The sequence below is a fragment of the Herminiimonas glaciei genome (assembly GCF_042664955.1).
Taxonomy (GTDB): domain Bacteria; phylum Pseudomonadota; class Gammaproteobacteria; order Burkholderiales; family Burkholderiaceae_D; genus Oxalicibacterium; species Oxalicibacterium glaciei.
The window spans coordinates 1,112,808-1,130,033 of the sequence record NZ_JBHTBU010000001.1; the positions used below are offsets into that span (position 1 = coordinate 1,112,808).

16 protein-coding genes and 1 pseudogene are annotated in these 17,226 nt (G+C 55.8%); 11 read left to right on the plus strand and 6 right to left on the minus strand.

Features of this window, described 5'->3' with window-relative positions; genetic code table 11:
- Nucleotides 1-55: 55 nt before the first annotated feature.
- Nucleotides 56-193, plus strand: a complete 138-nt coding sequence (locus ACFQPC_RS04905) for a hypothetical protein (RefSeq protein WP_382270494.1) — start codon at nt 56-58, stop codon at nt 191-193.
- Between the two features lie 264 nt (nt 194-457).
- Here the strand turns inward: ACFQPC_RS04905 and ACFQPC_RS04910 are convergent, their stop codons facing one another.
- From ACFQPC_RS04910 to ACFQPC_RS04930, 5 genes are all read right to left on the minus strand, one after another.
- Complete coding sequence (locus ACFQPC_RS04910) at nt 458-1,102, minus strand: HD domain-containing protein (RefSeq protein WP_382270495.1); 645 nt, start codon at nt 1,100-1,102, stop codon at nt 458-460.
- An 84-nt stretch (nt 1,103-1,186) separates the two neighbouring features.
- Complete coding sequence (locus ACFQPC_RS04915) at nt 1,187-2,878, minus strand: DUF3300 domain-containing protein (protein WP_382270497.1); 1,692 nt, start codon at nt 2,876-2,878, stop codon at nt 1,187-1,189.
- A gap of 249 nt (nt 2,879-3,127) precedes the next feature.
- Nucleotides 3,128-3,880 carry a TorF family putative porin gene (locus tag ACFQPC_RS04920; RefSeq protein WP_382270499.1) on the minus strand — a complete coding sequence of 251 codons (753 nt, stop codon included), beginning with the start codon at nt 3,878-3,880 and terminating at the stop codon, nt 3,128-3,130.
- Nucleotides 3,881-3,948: 68 nt separating this feature from the next.
- A complete protein-coding gene (gene dapA / locus ACFQPC_RS04925; RefSeq protein ID WP_382270500.1) occupies nt 3,949-4,902 on the minus strand; it encodes a 4-hydroxy-tetrahydrodipicolinate synthase in 954 nt (317 codons plus the stop codon).
- 32 nt (nt 4,903-4,934) lie between these two features.
- A complete protein-coding gene (locus ACFQPC_RS04930) occupies nt 4,935-5,363 on the minus strand; it encodes a hypothetical protein (RefSeq protein WP_382270501.1) in 429 nt (142 codons plus the stop codon).
- Nucleotides 5,364-5,574: 211 nt separating this feature from the next.
- On the opposite strand from ACFQPC_RS04930, the gene ACFQPC_RS04935 reads away from it, so the two are divergent.
- The 3 genes from ACFQPC_RS04935 (at nt 5,575) to ACFQPC_RS04945 (ending at nt 7,217) form a co-directional block, all read left to right on the plus strand.
- The gene (locus tag ACFQPC_RS04935) at nt 5,575-6,036 is read left to right on the plus strand and encodes a PTS sugar transporter subunit IIA (RefSeq protein ID WP_382270502.1); all 462 of its coding nucleotides are present in this window, start codon (nt 5,575-5,577) and stop codon (nt 6,034-6,036) included.
- Between the two features lie 156 nt (nt 6,037-6,192).
- Complete coding sequence (locus tag ACFQPC_RS04940; RefSeq protein ID WP_382270504.1) at nt 6,193-6,552, plus strand: hypothetical protein; 360 nt, start codon at nt 6,193-6,195, stop codon at nt 6,550-6,552.
- A gap of 68 nt (nt 6,553-6,620) precedes the next feature.
- On the plus strand, nt 6,621-7,217 hold the full coding sequence (locus ACFQPC_RS04945) for a hypothetical protein (protein ID WP_382270505.1): 597 nt from the start codon (nt 6,621-6,623) through the stop codon (nt 7,215-7,217).
- A 73-nt stretch (nt 7,218-7,290) separates the two neighbouring features.
- On the opposite strand, the gene cadR is transcribed toward ACFQPC_RS04945, so the two are convergent.
- Nucleotides 7,291-7,746, minus strand: coding sequence for a Cd(II)/Pb(II)-responsive transcriptional regulator (gene cadR / locus ACFQPC_RS04950; RefSeq protein WP_382270506.1), 456 nt, complete (start codon nt 7,744-7,746; stop codon nt 7,291-7,293).
- A 109-nt stretch (nt 7,747-7,855) separates the two neighbouring features.
- On the opposite strand from cadR, the gene ACFQPC_RS04955 reads away from it, so the two are divergent.
- From ACFQPC_RS04955 to ACFQPC_RS04985, 7 genes and pseudogenes are all read left to right on the plus strand, one after another.
- Nucleotides 7,856-10,078 carry a heavy metal translocating P-type ATPase gene (locus tag ACFQPC_RS04955; RefSeq protein WP_382270508.1) on the plus strand — a complete coding sequence of 741 codons (2,223 nt, stop codon included), beginning with the start codon at nt 7,856-7,858 and terminating at the stop codon, nt 10,076-10,078.
- 59 nt (nt 10,079-10,137) lie between these two features.
- A complete protein-coding gene (locus tag ACFQPC_RS04960) occupies nt 10,138-10,473 on the plus strand; it encodes a cobalt-zinc-cadmium resistance protein (RefSeq protein WP_382270510.1) in 336 nt (111 codons plus the stop codon).
- Nucleotides 10,474-10,548: 75 nt separating this feature from the next.
- A complete protein-coding gene (locus ACFQPC_RS04965; RefSeq protein WP_382270512.1) occupies nt 10,549-11,823 on the plus strand; it encodes a TolC family protein in 1,275 nt (424 codons plus the stop codon).
- A gap of 9 nt (nt 11,824-11,832) precedes the next feature.
- Entirely contained in the window at nt 11,833-13,131 is a 1,299-nt protein-coding gene (locus ACFQPC_RS04970; protein ID WP_382270514.1) for an efflux RND transporter periplasmic adaptor subunit, read from the plus strand.
- An 18-nt stretch (nt 13,132-13,149) separates the two neighbouring features.
- Nucleotides 13,150-16,317, plus strand: coding sequence for a CusA/CzcA family heavy metal efflux RND transporter (locus tag ACFQPC_RS04975; RefSeq protein ID WP_382270516.1), 3,168 nt, complete (start codon nt 13,150-13,152; stop codon nt 16,315-16,317).
- Between the two features lie 142 nt (nt 16,318-16,459).
- Nucleotides 16,460-16,528, plus strand: a pseudogene (locus ACFQPC_RS04980) (SEC-C metal-binding domain-containing protein); the annotation flags it as partial.
- The gene (locus tag ACFQPC_RS04985) at nt 16,529-17,035 is read left to right on the plus strand and encodes a hypothetical protein (RefSeq protein ID WP_382271905.1); all 507 of its coding nucleotides are present in this window, start codon (nt 16,529-16,531) and stop codon (nt 17,033-17,035) included.
- Nucleotides 17,036-17,226 lie beyond the last annotated feature (191 nt).

Here is a 17,226-nt window from a genome sequence, read left to right on the forward strand (position 1 = left end):
GTGTAAGGGAGGGTAAATGTAAGGACGGGACCGCCTGCTTGCTTTAGCAGATTGCATGCCAATCACTGAAAATCCGGCAGGAGGCTATTTGACTGGCTTTGCGAGGAGGGAGAAATATGGCGCGATCAGCGCACGCACCATTTGGATGATTGCTTATCTGATATTGGTGCACGGGAAACATTTCCGCCCTTGAATGGGGCGTGCGCCTGAAGTCTTGGTGCAGGAGTGTGGATTTAAGCCGTCGGAATCGTGGCTTATTGAATTTTTGCGCAAAGATGGGCCATGCCTTTGCACTGTTGCAGGCAGTTGTTGCCGCAGTCCAGCCAGGCTGCCGGCGTCAAAGTGGTGCGTGCGATGGAGGGGGAGCCGTAATTATCCCGGCGTTTATACACGCGCTTACCGAGGGATAAGTGCTGACAATAGCCGGATAGGGATAGCGGTCAGCGTCTGCGGGCGCTTATGGATTCCATTCATTCAGGAAGGTGTCGCGGAACTCATATAGCCATTGCAGCCGCTGTTCACCGAGCCGACGGCCGGCCTCGGTTTGCATGGTGGCTGGCAGGGTCGCCAGTTTCACGGCAATGTGATCCAGCGCGTAACGCTTGTCATCCAGTTCGCGCTGCGTACCCAAAGCATCATCCGGATGTGCCAATGCGCTGCCCATGCGGCCAGCGATATAAAACAGGCGCGCCAACCCGACTGCGCCCAGTGCATCCAGCCGGTCAGCATCCTGCACGATCCGTGCTTCTATCGTAGTCGGTGTAATCGCAGCGGAAAAACTATGCGCTTCAATTGCATGCGCCAATGCCGGCAGTTTGTCGGCAGGGAAATCCATCGCTGCCAGTTCGCGGCAGGCCAGTTCGGCCGCCTGGCGTGAAGCCAGATGGCGCTGCGGATCGTTCTTTGGCAGGTTGACCAGGTCATGCAGATAGCAGGCCGCCTGGACTACCAGTGCATCGGCTTCCGGATGCTCGGCCAACAGGGTAGCTGCGGTTTGCCAGACGCGGTGTAAATGATTGATGTCATGCGCGCCATCGTCGCCGGCGGCGTCTGTCGCCAATTGGATGAAACGTGTTTGCCAGGTGGCAGAAGGATGGTTCATGAAGGGTAAATGCAGGGATACGGATCCTGCATGATAACAGCCATGTGCTGCAGGCCGGGTATCAACCCGGCCTGCAGACCTTGGCTATCTTTCGCGGCGTTCTTCCTGCCGTGGGGCAGGGCGTGGATGCTCTTGTGCATGTTGTTGTGGCCGTTCCTGTTGCGCCCTTTGCTGCACATGTTGCTCAGGGCGCGGCGCTTGTACATGAGGTTCCTGCCGTTGTGGCATTTGCATGTGTTGTTGCTGTTGCGCGGCATGTTGCACCTGCGGAGACGCTTGTGGATGAGGCTGTGGTTGCGCCATGGCCGGCCTGTCAGGTCGCGTCTCAGGATGGAATTGTTGCTGCCTGAAGTTTTCCCGGGCGGCACGGTCCTGTTCAGGCCGCTGGTTGATACCGCTGCGCTGTACATCTGCGGAACGCAGGCTGGTCGGTGCACCGCCGGGATTGGCCATGTTATGACGCGATGATGGCTCCTGTATTCCCGTCGAGTTCAGTCTTTCACCGGTTTCGGAACGTGGCCGCAGGTCCCGATTGCGCTCAGCGTTATGTGACTGCCGTTCTTGTGCCACGGCAGGCTGTTGCACATGGAATTGCGGCGCTGCTCCACCTGATGGGGCGGGCGGGCGGACGCCGGCATGTTGATCAGCTGCAGAAAAATGCGGCATGGTCATCGGGCCATTCTGCGCCGGACGGTGTTGGTTGGCGTTGGCAGCATTCGGCCCCGGATTGCCGAAATTAGGGCGATTGCCGTTTTCATTGCCATTGAGCGCCGGCCGGTTCGGCGACGAGAAATTATTCGTCGTAATGTGCGTATCGTAGTTGCGATTGATCGTAATGCTGGAACGCGGTGCATATACCGTGTTGTTATAGGTTACCGCCGGACGGGCCCAGCCATTGTTTGGACCATAGTTGGGGCCATAGCCGTGGCCGCCCCAGTTCATGCCCCAGGAATGCCAGCCCCAGTCGCCGTGATGGGTGAGGGCGGACCCGACGATGATGCCGACGCCAAAGGAAATAATGCCACCGGCAATCAGGTCGCCACTGCTATAGCCGGGGTGATAGACATAGCTTGGATAAACCGGAACCGGCGCACCATACACCAGGCCCGGATTGTAATTTGGCACATACACGACGTTCGGCTGTGCGGATTCGATCACGATGGTCTGTGCTGGCGGCGGCACCGAATAGTAGCGCGCATCGTTGGCATATTCAGGTGGTGGTGTCAGGCGCGGACTGGCGCTGACCTTCATTTGCGCATTGCTTTTCAGGTTGCCCGATTGTTGCGCGCGCAAACGCATGGTCTGTACCGCATTCATCACATCGTTCGGGGCGTTGGCGTAAGCGACGCCAAGCGCCGTGGTCCACTGGATGTTGTTGGCCATCTGGCTGAGTACCGCCGGGAAGGCTGTCAACGATTTGACGCTGACATCCCATGGCTGTGTATTGGCCGCATCTTGCAATGCATTGCCTTTCAGCGCCGGATTCTGGTTCAGCCATTGGTTGGCTGCCGTGATCTGATCCGGATACTGGGCGCCGGCCAGCACTTGTGCCAGCAGTTTGTCCGGGAATAAGGCGATCGGTGCCACCATTTGCGTTAATTGTTCCGCCGTCGGTGGCGTATAGGCTGGTGCGGCCGGGGCCGGAGGTGTGGCTGGAGTGGTGGTGGTATCGGCTACCTTGCTGTCTTCGGTCTTGCCGCAGCCGGCAAGTGCCAGCATGCTGATGACCAGGGAAGATGCAAGGACGGTATTAAATGTTTTTTTGTCAGCTTTCATGTTCTACACCTGTCAGCTAAATTGAGGGAATCGCATTTGCGTATTTAAATCCCGATGGATCTAAAACGGCTGCCAACAATCGGCAGTTGACCCGGTCTTGTTACTGACTGTAACAGCTGATAGCGATTCCGGATGCAGCAGGTCGAAGACAACTGATATTAAGACCTCATTTGGTGGCTGACAGTTCCTGCGCGCGGTACAGCTTGCCCAGGTGCATGGGCTGGCCGTACCGGCTGGCTCCTCATGCGATCAGAATGTCTTGCTGAGGGTGAGGATAAGGGCATCTTTGCCCATGAACTTGCCATTGACCGGGGATGCATAGGCAGACTTGTCGGCATCGGTGCCGATATAAGCCAAAGCTCCGGTAAACAGTCCGAAATCCTTGCTGACACCGATTTTCCAGTCGGTATAGCTGAGCCTGTCATTGCTGACACCCGCGTTATCGCCGGCGACCTTTTGATGGCCTGCGTGCAGGTTGAGGATGTAGCCATTGCTGATATCCAGGTTGGCACCAATGTCGAGGTAGCCGCTATTTTTGCTGTCAACGAAACCAAACAGATTGGTCACTGAGTGCGAGTATTTAATGTAAGCAGGGCCATAGCCCAGCTGGCCATAGACCTCGGTGGTATTGGCGTTTGGATTCAAACCGTTTGATGGGTAAACATACGTCAACACGCCGAGGTCGTATGTCACATCTTTAGCCAGTTCGCCGCGCTTGCCACCATAGATATCGAGTTCCACATCGCCATTGCCGCCGCCATCCTTGACCCATTTAATGGTCGAGAGCCAGGTGCCGGCATAGAAGCCACTTGGGTTGTGCACATAGTCAGCGCCACCTTGCAGTGCAGGTTGCAAACGCGTTTGTGAAATACCGCGGTAGCGATAGTCGGAGACCACTGCAGCGTTAAAGCTGATTTCATTGTCCGGCTTGCTGTCTTCTGCATGTGCAATGCCGGCGGTGAATGCTGCGGCGATGGCGACGACTAAGGTTAATTGTTTCATGCTGCCTTTCCTGTTAATTGAAGTTGAGATTGCGAACGCCAGCTTATTCGTCAGCATGTAAAAAATTTCTAAAAAGACGCGCTGGATCTATAAACGTCTTGTATAAATTTCGCGCGTCCGGCGATTAATGCTGGGCTATTGGTTTCGATCCGGACATTCATTACATCTTGCAAAACGAGCGCGAGTTTATCTTTGCCGGAAGCAGACATCGGTGTCATCGGCAAGCGCAGGGTTTCACGCAATTTTCCCTGTATCGCCAATGCCGCTTTGACGGGGCCGGGATTCGGTTCGGAAAACAGCAGGCGTATCAGTGGCAGTAAAGCGTTAAACAATTCGGCCGCTTCTTCGTTTCTTCCGGCCCGGGTCAAATCGTATAGGTGGACGAAGAGATCCGGCCGTATATGTGCGGCTGCCGATATCGCACCATGACCACCCAGCATCAGCGTGCTGAGCAACAAGGCGTCATCGCCGGATAAGAGTTGCAGCCTGGTACTGTCCAGTATTTCCTTTACTTGTGAAAGTTGGCCGCTGCTTTCCTTGACGGCTGCAAAGCGCTCGTCCTGCGCCAGGGCGGCAATGGTAGCCGGGTCGATATTGACGCCGGTGCGTGCCGGGATGTTGTAGATGATGATAGGCGCGCCGGCCTGTGCCGCGATCGCCTGGAAGTGCCACAGGATGCCTTGCTGCGACGGCCGCACATAAGATGGCGCGGACAATAAGTAGGCGGCCGGGGCATGCCGGTTAAAACGTTTCGCTTTCTCTGCGACCGTGCGTGTGCTGCTGCCGCTGATACCGATGGCGACCGGGCAACGATAGGCGGCCACTTCATTGATTGCCGATAACAAAGCCGCTTGTTCGATGTCGTCCAATGCCGCCGCTTCGCCCGTGGTGCCGCACACCACCAATCCATGTACGCCGTGATTGATCAATTCATCTGCCAGTTTTTGTGCGGTAGGCAAATCGACTTCGCCATTCTTGAACGGCGTAACGATAGGTACCCAAATACCTGTAAAGGAAGTCATTGCAAGCTCTCTCTGTTGAAAATCAAAATAAATCAGGCGTAGGTGATTTTTCCAAACTCGGCACTGGGCAAGGCCCGCATCACCGCAGTCATGACCAGTTCCGTGGCCGAATTGCTGAGACACAACCAGACCTTCATCTTGTTGGCATGTGCAATCGGCTGTGTACGCATGAACACTATCCATTCGCCACAGGTACGCATGACCAGGTGCCGCAGCTCAGCAACGCAATCGGCGCTGATAGTGAGTAACATCAGGCATTCATGCGGACGCTTTTCATTGGTGACTAATGCAGGTGTGCTGATCGGCGTTACCGCGCCGGAGGCGCTGGCCTGGACTGACGATGCGACGCGGCTTAATGCCGGTGCTGAACGGGATGGGGCGAGGGGTGCGGGCTTATTTCGTAATACTGTGTCTCGTATCAATATCGGGACTTCTGTTTGCATCAAAGTGCTGCGGTTCATGGAAACCTGCAAGGTCGTTGAGATGCGAAACAGATTAGCAATTGCGATATAAAAATTTTCTAAAAGGTTGGTGCCGCAACGTAAACGCCATATAAAGATTGCCGATGTTGTTTACACGGGGTCGGCAGCAATACAGTTTTTACAAAATTTTTACACGATAAGCGCTATGGTTGCCGATTGCCTGCGGGCTTCGTGGATCACTGTCGTTCTGATGAATACCTTCTCTCAATACCTGTTGTCGGAAAATATTTTTCTGGGCTTGCATGCTGCGAATAAATTGCAGGCTTTCGCGTTGATCGCGGAACGGCTGGAACGCAATTGCCAAATCAATCGCGCATCGGTTTACCAAAAATTATATGAACGCGAAAACATGGATAGCACCGGGCTGGGCGACGGTGTGGCGATTCCACATGCACAGGTGGCAGGCATCAGCCAGCCGATAGCGGCATTTGTACGTTTGCATGCGCCGCTTGATTTCGCCGCACCTGATGGGCAGCCGGTCAGCGAATTGTTTGTGTTGTTGCTGCCGTTCAGAACGACGCGTGATCATTTACAGATATTGGCCGACCTGGCAGGGATGCTGTGTGACCCGCAGTTCCGTGCACGTCTGGAGCATGCCGTCGAGGTGCCGGCGGTATTGCAGTGTTTGCAGAAGCAAACGCTTGCATCTTAGTCAAACGCAGGTCATTATCTTGTCAAACAACTAAATCCATAGTTGAGTAGAATAGGCTGACAAGCTTGAGATAGTACCTGTATGGACTATCTGCCCGTACAGGTATGTGTTTGCACGATAGATCGCGATTTTTCATCACTACTAAAGGGAGCACATATGAAGCGTATTCTGGTTGCCGGTATTTTAATGGCTGCGGCGGTATCTTCCGTTCATGCGCAGTCGAATCTCCGATTCCTGCAAGACACACCCATCAGCAAGTTCAAAAAGGTCGATACCGACCTGATGTTTAAAACCCTGTATCAAGCGCTCGATACGGCCGACGACGGTAAGACTGTCACCTGGGAAAATCCGAAGGCTTCAAACAGTGGCAGCATCACGCCTGCCAAGGATCCGCAAGGACGTGCCGATTGCCGCCTGGCCAAAGTCGAAAATCGTCACCTGACCCTGCATAGCAGCCACGACGTTGTATTTTGCAAAGTGGCTGGCAAATGGAAATGGGATAAGCCAAACAAGTAATAAACAAACACCAGCAGCACAACTAGCGTAGCAAGCAGCTGTCTGATCCATCCATACAGGGGAACACTATGATGAAACGTTTAATCGGCATGACATTACTGGCTGCCAGTAGCATCGGCCATCTCGCTATCGCGCAGGATAAGCCGGCAGCGACTGAAGAGGTGCGGGTATTGAAAAAGCCGGGCAGCCTGGGCGTCGGTGAAACCGTTACCACACGCGGCACGATTACATCTGTTGATCAGGCGGCGCGCCTGATGACGGTGCAACGCGCAAACGGCGAGACAGTCGTGGTACAGGTCGGCAAAGGCGTGAAAAATTTTGACCAGATCAAAGCCGGTGACCAGGTTGTGTATCGCGTCGGTGAAGCTGTCTTGCTCGAGTTGAAGAAGAAGGGTGACGGCATACGTGAACGTATCGAAACCGAAGGTGCCGGCGTATCAAAACCAGGCGAGAAACCAGGTGTGGTCGTCGCGCGCCAGGTGCAGGTTGTGGCTGACGTGACTGCCATCGATAAAAAGAAAGGCAAGATCACTTTGCGCGGTGTCAACGAAACCCGCACACTGAAGGTGAAAGATCCTAAGGTACTGTCCAAAGTGAAGGTCGGCGACCAGGTTGAAATCACCTATCTCGAAGGTGAAGCCTTGTCGGTAGAAGCAGCGAAATAAGAAGGGCGCATCTCACGCACTATCGTGAGATGTGTTCTGCGATCAAGCCCGGCCATGCGGTCGGGCTGGTTTATTAATGGCATCCGCCACTATGCGTACCGAGGTTTTTCGGTTCGCTGTCTTCCGCATTCGCCAATCCCTGCAAGATCCCGCATTCCTCTACCGTCTGTGTCGTCAGGCAGCGGCTGCGCAATTGCTTCAATTCCGTTTGCAAGGCTTTCAATTCCTTGATGCGATGGGACACGTGTTCTATATGCTTGTCCAGCAGGGTGTTGACGCCCGCACAGTTTTCTTCCGGCGTATCACGGAAACTGAGCAAGGTACGGATTTCATCCAGCGTCATGTCCAGCGAGCGACAATGGCGAATGAATTGCAGGCGTTTGACGTGTGCATCTCCGTACAAGCGATAGTTGCTGCTCGAACGCATCGCTTGCGGCAATAAATTCTGTTGTTCGTAATAACGTATGGTCTCTACCGAAGAGCCGGTTTGCAGCGCCAACTCGCCGATTTTCAATGCTTGCTGTGTCATTTGAGAACCCTCTGACAAGTAATTCAAAATACCGCTTGACCCTATAGTCACTACAGGGTTTCTAATACATACAATAGTGACGGACCGATAGCTTTGCAAGGAGAGATTTATGCACTGTTGCGACCATGACCACAATCATGACCATGGCAAACCAGCGGCAAACCAGCCGGAAGCGGTGGCCACGGGTGCTGCGCAAGCCATTTTGCTGATCCAGAAGATGGATTGCCCGACTGAAGAAAAGCTGATCCGTGATCGTTTTAATAAGATGGCGGGCATCGTCGGCATGGAATTCAACCTGATGCAGCGTGAATTGACCGTGCATCACAACTTGCCATCCGTGGCAGGGATAGTTGCCGCCCTGAAAAAACTGGACCTGGATCCGGTCGTCAAATCCGATACGCAAAATGTCGAGCGTGAAGGTTTGGCGGACCATGGCGAGTTATCCGGTGATTATCGTATTTCGCCATTGAAATGGACCTTGATGGCGATCTCCGGCGTGACTGCAATCGCTTCCGAAGTCGTGGCATGGACCAGTGGCAATGAAACTTCGTGGCTGGTGATAGCACTGGCGCTGGCGGCGATCCTGACCGGTGGTCTCGATACGCTGAAAAAAGGCTGGATCGCCTTGCGCCATTTCTCATTGAATATGAACTTCCTGATGTCACTGGCCGTCATCGGCGCTGTGCTGATAGGACAGTGGCCGGAAGCGGCAGTCGTGATCTTCCTGTTCGCAGCGGCGGAGATGATAGAAGCGCTGTCACTGGATCGCGCACGCAATGCGATCAAGGGCTTGATGGCAATGGCGCCGGAGATGGCGACCGTGCGCAATGAAAACAATGAATGGTTACCGCTCAGCGCGGTACAGGTACAACTGGATGCGCTGGTGCGCGTCAAGCCGGGCGAACGCGTGCCGCTGGACGGTATCATCGTCGACGGCCAAAGCACGATCAATCAGGCACCGATTACAGGTGAAAGCATGCCGGTCGCCAAACAAAGCGGTGACACCGTCTTTGCCGGCACCATCAATGAACGCGGCACCTTTGATTATCGTGTGACCGCCTTGCAATCGAATTCGACACTGGCGCGCATCATCAAGAGCGTGCAGCAAGTGCAGGGTGAGCGTGCGCCTACCCAGCGTTTTGTCGATCAGTTCGCGCGCTATTACATTCCTATCGTCGTGTTGCTGGCGATCCTGGTCGCGGTCTTGCCGCCTTTATTGCTGGCGCAGCCGTTCCAGCCATGGTTGTATAAGGCACTGGTATTGCTGGTGATCGCCTGCCCATGTGCGCTGGTGATCTCAACTCCGGTTACCGTCGTCAGTGGCCTGGCTGCGGCGGCACGCCACGGCATCCTGATCAAGGGCGGCGTCTATCTGGAACTGGGACGCAAGCTGAAAGCACTGGCACTGGATAAAACCGGCACCATCACGGTCGGTAAACCGGTCGTGACCGATACACAGCAAATCCATACCGGTGATTTGCACGGCATGTTGCGCCTGGCGGCCAGCCTGTCGCAACGTTCCGACCATCCGGTATCGTCAGCGGTGGTTGCGCACTGGCAGGCGCAACAAAGCACAGAGGCTTTGCATGAAGTCAGCGATTTTGAAGCACTGACCGGGCGCGGTGTGCGCGGCATGATAGGTGGTGAACCCTATTACCTTGGCAACCATCGTTTAATCCACGAACTGGGCATTTGCGGCCCCGAGCTCGAAGCGGCGCTGGATGCGTTTGAGCAAACCGGCAAGACTGCCGTGGTACTGGGTTCTGGTGCCTCGCCTTTATTGATACTGGCGGCAGCCGATACCATCCGTGACAGCAGCCAGGCCGCGGTAGCCAAGTTGCAGCAGATGGGTGTGCAGGTCGTCATGCTGACAGGTGATAACCCGCATACCGCGGAAGCAATCGGTGGCAAGGTCGGCATCAGCGATGTACGCGGCAATCAATTGCCCGACGATAAACTGGCGGCGATTAATGAATTGCGCGCGCGTTATGGTTACGTCGGCATGGTGGGTGATGGTATCAACGATGCGCCGGCACTGGCCAAGGCCGACATCGGCTTTGCGATGGGGGCGGCGGGTACTGATACTGCGCTGGAAACCGCTGACGTTGCATTGATGGACGACAACCTGGGCAAGTTGGCAGATTTTATCGGCCTGAGCAAAAAGACGCATACCGTACTGATGCAAAACATTACGCTGGCGCTGGGCATCAAGGCAGTCTTCCTGGTACTGGCACTCGGTGGCGAAGCAACTTTGTGGATGGCCGTATTCGCCGATATGGGGGCCAGCCTGCTGGTGGTCTTTAATGGTTTGCGCCTGTTACGTGCAGTCTGATACAACAGCTCGCAGCCATTGTATTTGCCCTGAAATAAAACGATGTTATGATTCAGACCGTGAAAAAACTGCTGATCATCCTGATGCTGTTAGCTCTGCCGCTCCAGTTCACCTGGGCTGCGGCAGCTGCCTATTGCCAGCATGAGAACGCCACTACAGGTGCGCACTTCGGTCATCACAAGCATCAGGAAGACACTGAACTGCCGGGCGACAATCCACAGTCGTTGAAGGTACATAAAGACTTCCATCATCCGGATAGCCAGGGCTTGTTCCTGTCACAATTGCCGCCGGCACTGATCCCGCTCGGCAATGTCCACACCGAGTTGCATCCTCCGCTGTACTCCTCGCATATACCGGACGGGCCCCGACGGCCTGACCGGCATCCCGTCGCCTGACTCGACGGGACTATCTTTTCATTTAATTCACACTGAAGTCTCGTCGAATTCTTTCCCCATCCACAGGAGAATTCGATGTACAGGTATTTATTGCCGCTGGGCATAGCCGCGCTTGCGCTGGCACCGGCGTTTGCACAGACTTATGGACCGGTTGAAAGTGGCCTGACCGCAAACCGTATCGTAGAACCGGCCGCCGGCCTGACGCTGGAGGCCGCGCTTGCGCTGGCGCTGGACGGCAATGCGGACCTGTCCGCTGCGCGTAATGAAGCGGCGGCAGTCGATGCGACGATCAAACAAGCCGGGCTGATACCCAATCCCGAGGTCTCGGTACAGCTTGAAGGCGCGCAGCGTGACACACGTACTACTACCTGGCTGGTGAACCAGCCGATAGAACTCGGTGGCAAGCGTACCGCGCGTATCAATGCCGCCAGTCGAGCTTACGACACTGCGTATGCCGATTTGAACAGCAAGCGTGCAGAAATACGCGCGCTCGTCATTACGGCTTTCTTTAATGTCCTGAATGCACAAGAACGTTTGCGCCTGGCCGAAGCTTCACTGCAACTGGCACAACGCGGCAGCTTGGTGGCGTCACGTCGTGTGGCGGCGGGCAAGGTCTCGCCGGTTGAAGAAACCAAGGCGCGCGTAGCGGAAGCAAATGTGCGGCTGGAACTCAGCCAGGCGAAAAGTGAACTTGTGATTGCACGCAAACGCCTGGCGGCGACCTGGGGCAATCCTGTGCCGCGCTTCCCGCAGGCGCAAGGCAATGTGGAAAGCCTGCCTGCCTTGCCGCAATGGCCGGAACTGAATGCACGCCTGAACCAGTCGCCATTACTGATACGCGCGCGGCATGAACTGGAGCGCCTGCAAGCGGTTGCGGAAGTCGAGAAGAGCCGCCGTATACCGGATGTCACCGTCAGCATGGGTGTGAAACAGAATGGTGATGCCGGCAACCAGGCGGTGGTCGGTTTGTCGATTCCATTCCCGATGTTTGACCGCAACCAGGGCAATATCCTGGAATCCTTGCGCCGTGTCGACAAGGCACGGGATGAGTTGAACGCGACGGAAATCCGCCTCGATGGCGAAATGGCGCAAGCATATGAACGCCTGAATACCACGCGGATAGAAGCCGACACCTTGCAACGCGACATCCTGCCGGGTGCGCAAAGCGCCTACGATGCTGCCACTACCGGTTTTGAATTCGGTAAGTTCAACTTCCTTGATGTACTGGATGCGCAGCGCACCTTGCTGCAAGCCAGATCGCAATACTTGCGCACCTTAGCCGAAGCCCACAGCGCCGCCGCCGAGATCGATCGCATCCTCGGTGCGCCTGCCTACGCCAACAAGCCATAAGAAGACATCATGAAAATCAATTTGAACAAAAAACAAAGCATGACCATCGCAGCAATCATTGCCATCGGTATCTTGTTGGGTGGCCTGATCCTCCTGTCTGGAAAAACCGGTAGCAGTGCCGGCGATAGCCACGGCCACGCCGACAGTCATGGCGATAGCGAACATCATGCCGAGAAGAAATCCGGCGACAAGGATCATGCCGATGCAGATAAACATGCAGATGGTGAACATCACGCTGAAGAAGGCAAAAAAGCGGACGCCGGCAAGGAAGAAACTGAAAACAAAATCCTCCTGAGCGATGCGCAAATCAAAGCCGCCGGTGTGAGCCTGCAAGTGGCCGATGCCGCGCATATCAAGACCGCGCTGGTCTTGCCGGGTGAAATCCAGTTCAACGAAGATCGCACTGCGCACGTAGTGCCACGCCTGGCCGGTGTCGTACAAAGCGTACCGGCCAACCTCGGGCAGCAAGTCAGGAAAGGGCAGGTATTGGCCGTGATCGCCAGTACCGGTTTGTCCGAACAGCGCAGCGAATTGTTTGCCGCGCAAAAGCGCCTGACACTGGCCAAGCTCACTTACGAGCGTGAAAAAAAATTGTGGCAAGAGAAAATTTCGGCCGAACAGGATTACCTGCAAGCGCAGCAAGTACTGCATGAAACCGAAATCGCCGTACAGAATGCACGCCAGAAATTGTCGGCACTTGGTGCGGATGCAGGCTCCGCCGGTGCGTTCAACCGTTACGAAATACGCGCTCCCTTTGATGGCATCGTGGTGGAAAAGCACATCTCGCTGGGCGAGGCGGTGAAGGAAGATGCGAATATCTTCACGCTGTCCGACCTGTCTACCGTGTGGGCGGATATTGCAGTCCCGGCCAAGGATCTGAATGCAGTACGTGTCGGCGAAAAGGTAACCGTGAAAGCCAGCGCATTTGATTCCACTGCGACCGGTACCGTGGCTTATGTCGGTTCCTTGCTCGGTGTACAGACCCGTACCGCGAATGCCCGCGTAACGCTGGCCAATCCGCAGGGCACCTGGCGTCCGGGCCTGTTCGTGAATGTGGAAATCGTCGCGAATGAAGTGGAAGTGCCGGTTGCAGTCGCGACTGATGCGATACAAACCATCAATGACAAACCGGTGGTCTTCGTCAAGGTTGCCGATGGTTTCATTGCACAGGAAGTCAGTACCGGCCGCACCGATGGCAAACGGGTGGAAATCGTCAAAGGCCTGAAGGCGGGCAGCGAATACGCGGCCGGCGGCAGCTTCGTCATCAAATCGGAACTGGGTAAAGCCAGTGCCGAACACACACATTGATGCGAAGGAGCCTTCATCATGTTTGAACGTCTCATTAGCTTTGCGATAGCGCAACGCTGGCTGGTCATGCTGGCTGTAAGCGGCATGGCTGCATTCGGCATCTACAACTACCAGAAGTTGCCTATCGATGCGGTACCTGACATTACCAATGTACAGGTGCAGATCAATACGGCGGCACCCGGTTATTCACCGCTGGAAACCGAGCAAAGGATTACCTATCCGATAGAAACGGTGATGGCCGGCTTGCCGCACCTGGAACAGACCCGTTCGCTGTCACGTTACGGCCTGTCGCAGATCACGGTGATTTTCAAGGATGGCACCGACATCTATTTTGCGCGCCAGATGATCAGCGAGCGGATACAGGAAGCGCGGCAGAACCTGCCACCCGGCATCACGCCTGCGATGGGGCCGATTTCAACCGGCCTTGGCGAGATTTACCTGTGGACGGTAGAGGCGAAGGAAGGCGCGAAGAAGCCGGATGGCTCCGCCTACACGCCGACCGACCTGCGCGAAATCCAGGACTGGATTATCAAGCCGCAATTGCGCAATGTGCCGGGCGTCACCGAGATCAATACCATAGGCGGCTTTGCGAAGGAGTACCAAGTCGCACCGGTGGCCGAACGCCTGGCGTCCTATGGCCTGAACCTGCAGGATATCGTCACGGCGCTGGAACGCAATAATGGCAACGTCGGTGCCGGTTATATCGAAAAGCGCGGCGAGCAATTACTGATACGCGCACCGGGCCAGGTGCAGTCGATTGCCGATATCGGCAACATCATCCTCGGCAATGTACAGGGCGTGCCTATCCGCATCCGCGATGTCGGTGAAGTCCAGATCGGACGTGAATTGCGTACCGGTGCGGCGACCGAGAATGGGCGCGAAGTCGTGCTGGGTACGGTCTTCATGCTGATAGGGCAGAACAGCCGTACCGTTTCGCAAGCGGTTGACAAAAAGATGGTGGAGATCAATCGCAGCCTGCCGGAAGGCGTGAAGGCGGTGACCGTGTATGACCGCACCGTGCTGGTCGATAAAGCCATCAATACGGTGAAGAAGAATCTGCTGGAAGGTGCGGTACTGGTGATCGTCGTACTCTTCCTCTTCCTTGGCAACTTCCGCGCCGCCCTGATTACCGCGATGGTGATCCCGCTCTCCATGTTGTTTACCTTTAGTGGAATGGTGACCTACAAGGTCAGTGCCAACCTGATGAGCCTGGGGGCGCTCGACTTCGGCATCATCGTCGACGGCGCGGTGGTGATCGTGGAAAACTGTGTGCGCCGACTGGCGCATGCACAGGCCGGCAAGGGAAGGCCGCTGAATCGCAGCGAGCGTTTCCATGAAGTGTTTGCAGCCGCAAAGGAAGCACGGCGTCCGCTGATCTTTGGCCAATTGATCATCATGGTGGTCTACCTGCCTATCTTCGCGCTGAGTGGCGTGGAAGGGCGCATGTTCCATCCGATGGCCTTCACCGTCGTGATCGCGCTGGTTGGCGCGATGATCCTGTCCATCACCTTCATCCCGGCTGCGGTCGCACTCTTTATCGGTGACAAGGTCGCGGAAAAGGAAAATGTGCTGATGCAGGCAGCCAAGCGCTGGTACGCACCGGCGCTGGATTATGTGATGGCGAACAAGCCGGTGGTGCTGACCTTTGCCTTCGTCCTGGTCTTGCTGTCAGGCTTGCTGGCGACGCGCATGGGTAGCGAGTTCGTGCCTAACCTGAATGAAGGTGATATCGCGATCCAATCCCTGCGCATACCGGGTACCAGCCTGACGCAATCGGTGGAAATGCAGAAGCAGCTGGAAGTCGCGCTCAAGAAAGCGCATCCGGAAGTTGAACGCGTTGTCTCAAGGACAGGCACGGCGGAAATTGCATCCGATCCGATGCCGCCGAATATTTCCGACGGCCTGGTCATGCTCAAACCGGAAGCTGACTGGCCGGAGCCGAAGAAATCACGCGATGAATTATTGCAGGCGATACGCGATACCGTCGCCAAGCTGCCGGGCAATAACTACGAGTTTTCGCAGCCTATCCAGTTACGCTTCAATGAGTTGATATCCGGCGTGCGTAGCGATGTGGCGGTCAAATTGTTTGGCGATGATATGGAAGTGCTGAATGATACGGCGGCCGAGATCGCGACGGTACTGGGCAAAATACCGGGGGCGGCCGAAGTAAAAGTGGAGCAGACCACCGGCTTGCCTATGCTGACGGTGAATATCGACCGCGAAAAAACCGCACGTTATGGTTTGAATGTGGCCGATGTGCAGGACACCATCGCCACCGCCACCGGCGGCAAGGAAGCGGGAACGCTGTTCCAGGGCGATCGCCGTTTCGACATCCTGGTACGCCTGCCGGAAAACGTGCGTAATGACCTCGAAGCCATCAAACGCCTGCCTTTGCCATTGCCGCGTGAACAGGGTGGGGCGGCGCGCACCAGCTATATTCCGCTCGGCGAAGTCGCCACGCTGGATGTGGCGCCGGGGCCGAACCAGGTCAGCCGTGAAAACGGCAAGCGCCGCATCGTCGTCAGCGCCAATGTGCGCGGACGCGACATCGGTTCTTTTGTCTCCGACGCTGAACAGCAAATCGCCCAGCAAGTCAAAATCCCGGCCGGCTACTGGATGAGCTGGGGCGGACAGTTCGAGCAATTGCAATCCGCCACCGAGCGCCTGCAACTGGTGATCCCGGTCGCGCTGGCGCTGGTCTTCACTTTGCTGTTCGTCATGTTTGGCAATATGAAAGACGGCTTGCTGGTCTTCAGCGGGATACCGTTTGCGTTAACAGGTGGCATCATCGCACTCTGGTTACGCGATATTCCGATCTCCATTTCTGCGGCGGTCGGCTTTATTGCGCTGTCAGGGGTGGCAGTGCTGAACGGTTTGGTCATGATCTCATTTATCCGCAGCCTGCGCGAAGAAGGGCATGCGCTGGCCGCCGCAGTGCGTGAAGGTGCCCTGACACGCCTGCGTCCGGTCTTGATGACGGCCCTGGTGGCCTCGCTCGGTTTCGTACCGATGGCAATTGCCACCGGTACCGGCGCCGAGGTGCAGCGACCGCTGGCGACCGTGGTTATCGGTGGCATCCTGTCGTCTACCATGCTGACCTTGCTGGTATTGCCATTGTTGTATCGGATGGCTTATCGCAAGGAAGAAGAGGCAGAGCTTGCTGCGGGAGTCACGGTAAATAGCTGAGCGCGCACATGAAAATGGCCGGGTGGTGCATAATCTAGGGCTGGATCCATGTCGTTTTACGCGACGGATCACACCGTGGATGCATGCAGGCAAGCTGAGTACCCCGCAGCATCCGGTCATCGTATGAAAGGCAGTTCAGGCAGTGAAACCGAGCAGAAATGATCCTTGCCCTTGTGGCAGCGGCAATAAATACAAAAAATGCTGCGGCAAGGTGATACAGATAGCACCCGTACGCCCCGTACCGGCCAGCAGCGAACGTCGCGAATGCGGCGATTGCACCGCCTGCTGCGACGGTTGGTTGAAGTCGACCATCTATGGCCATGAAATGCGCCCGGGCGTGCGTTGCCACTTCGTGAAGGATGGCGGTTGCACCATTTATGAAACGCGGCCGGAATCGCCTTGCCGCCAGTTTATTTGCGGCTGGGTGGATGAGGGTAGTCCGTTTCCAGATTCGTTCAAGCCGACCCAACTGGGCGTCATCATCGTGCAGACCACCTGGCGCGGCCAGCCGGCCTACCGCCTTGCATATGGCGGGCGCGACCTGACGAAAGCGGAACTGGAATGGATGATGAATTTCAGCCAGCAAACCAATCGTCCATTCTTCTATGAACAACATGGGCAAACCCTGGGCTATGGCCCGGCGGCCTTCCTCGAAGACATGCAAATGAAGATGCGGCGCGGCATCCCGCTGTTTGAATCGCACGCAGCGGCACGCTAAGTCCTTGACCAGTTTATTGAATCGGGGCTGAAGCAGTTAAAAACTGTTTCAGCCCTTTTTTTATGCAGCTTGATACCTCAGAGCGCATCTGTCTCGCGCCTGTACTACCGCGCAATCATCTGCCCACATACCTATATTGTTGTTGGCGACCATTGCTGTCATCTCCCGGTCATTCTGTTTGCTTAGCATTG

What these genes read in the sequence shown, in the direction of transcription:
- ACFQPC_RS04970 (WP_382270514.1), top strand. Translation starts at nt 11,833, where the DNA reads ATGAAAATCAATTTGAACAAAAAACAAAGCATGACCATCGCAGCAATC.
- ACFQPC_RS04930 (WP_382270501.1), bottom strand. Translation starts at nt 5,363, where the DNA reads ATGAACCGCAGCACTTTGATGCAAACAGAAGTCCCGATATTGATACGA.
- ACFQPC_RS04975 (WP_382270516.1), top strand. Translation starts at nt 13,150, where the DNA reads ATGTTTGAACGTCTCATTAGCTTTGCGATAGCGCAACGCTGGCTGGTC.
- ACFQPC_RS04920 (WP_382270499.1), bottom strand. Translation starts at nt 3,880, where the DNA reads ATGAAACAATTAACCTTAGTCGTCGCCATCGCCGCAGCATTCACCGCC.
- ACFQPC_RS04910 (WP_382270495.1), bottom strand. Translation starts at nt 1,102, where the DNA reads ATGAACCATCCTTCTGCCACCTGGCAAACACGTTTCATCCAATTGGCG.
- cadR (WP_382270506.1), bottom strand. Translation starts at nt 7,746, where the DNA reads ATGACACAGCAAGCATTGAAAATCGGCGAGTTGGCGCTGCAAACCGGC.
- ACFQPC_RS04905 (WP_382270494.1), top strand. Translation starts at nt 56, where the DNA reads ATGCCAATCACTGAAAATCCGGCAGGAGGCTATTTGACTGGCTTTGCG.
- ACFQPC_RS04945 (WP_382270505.1), top strand. Translation starts at nt 6,621, where the DNA reads ATGATGAAACGTTTAATCGGCATGACATTACTGGCTGCCAGTAGCATC.
- ACFQPC_RS04935 (WP_382270502.1), top strand. Translation starts at nt 5,575, where the DNA reads ATGAATACCTTCTCTCAATACCTGTTGTCGGAAAATATTTTTCTGGGC.
- ACFQPC_RS04955 (WP_382270508.1), top strand. Translation starts at nt 7,856, where the DNA reads ATGCACTGTTGCGACCATGACCACAATCATGACCATGGCAAACCAGCG.
- ACFQPC_RS04915 (WP_382270497.1), bottom strand. Translation starts at nt 2,878, where the DNA reads ATGAAAGCTGACAAAAAAACATTTAATACCGTCCTTGCATCTTCCCTG.
- ACFQPC_RS04965 (WP_382270512.1), top strand. Translation starts at nt 10,549, where the DNA reads ATGTACAGGTATTTATTGCCGCTGGGCATAGCCGCGCTTGCGCTGGCA.
- ACFQPC_RS04940 (WP_382270504.1), top strand. Translation starts at nt 6,193, where the DNA reads ATGAAGCGTATTCTGGTTGCCGGTATTTTAATGGCTGCGGCGGTATCT.
- dapA (WP_382270500.1), bottom strand. Translation starts at nt 4,902, where the DNA reads ATGACTTCCTTTACAGGTATTTGGGTACCTATCGTTACGCCGTTCAAG.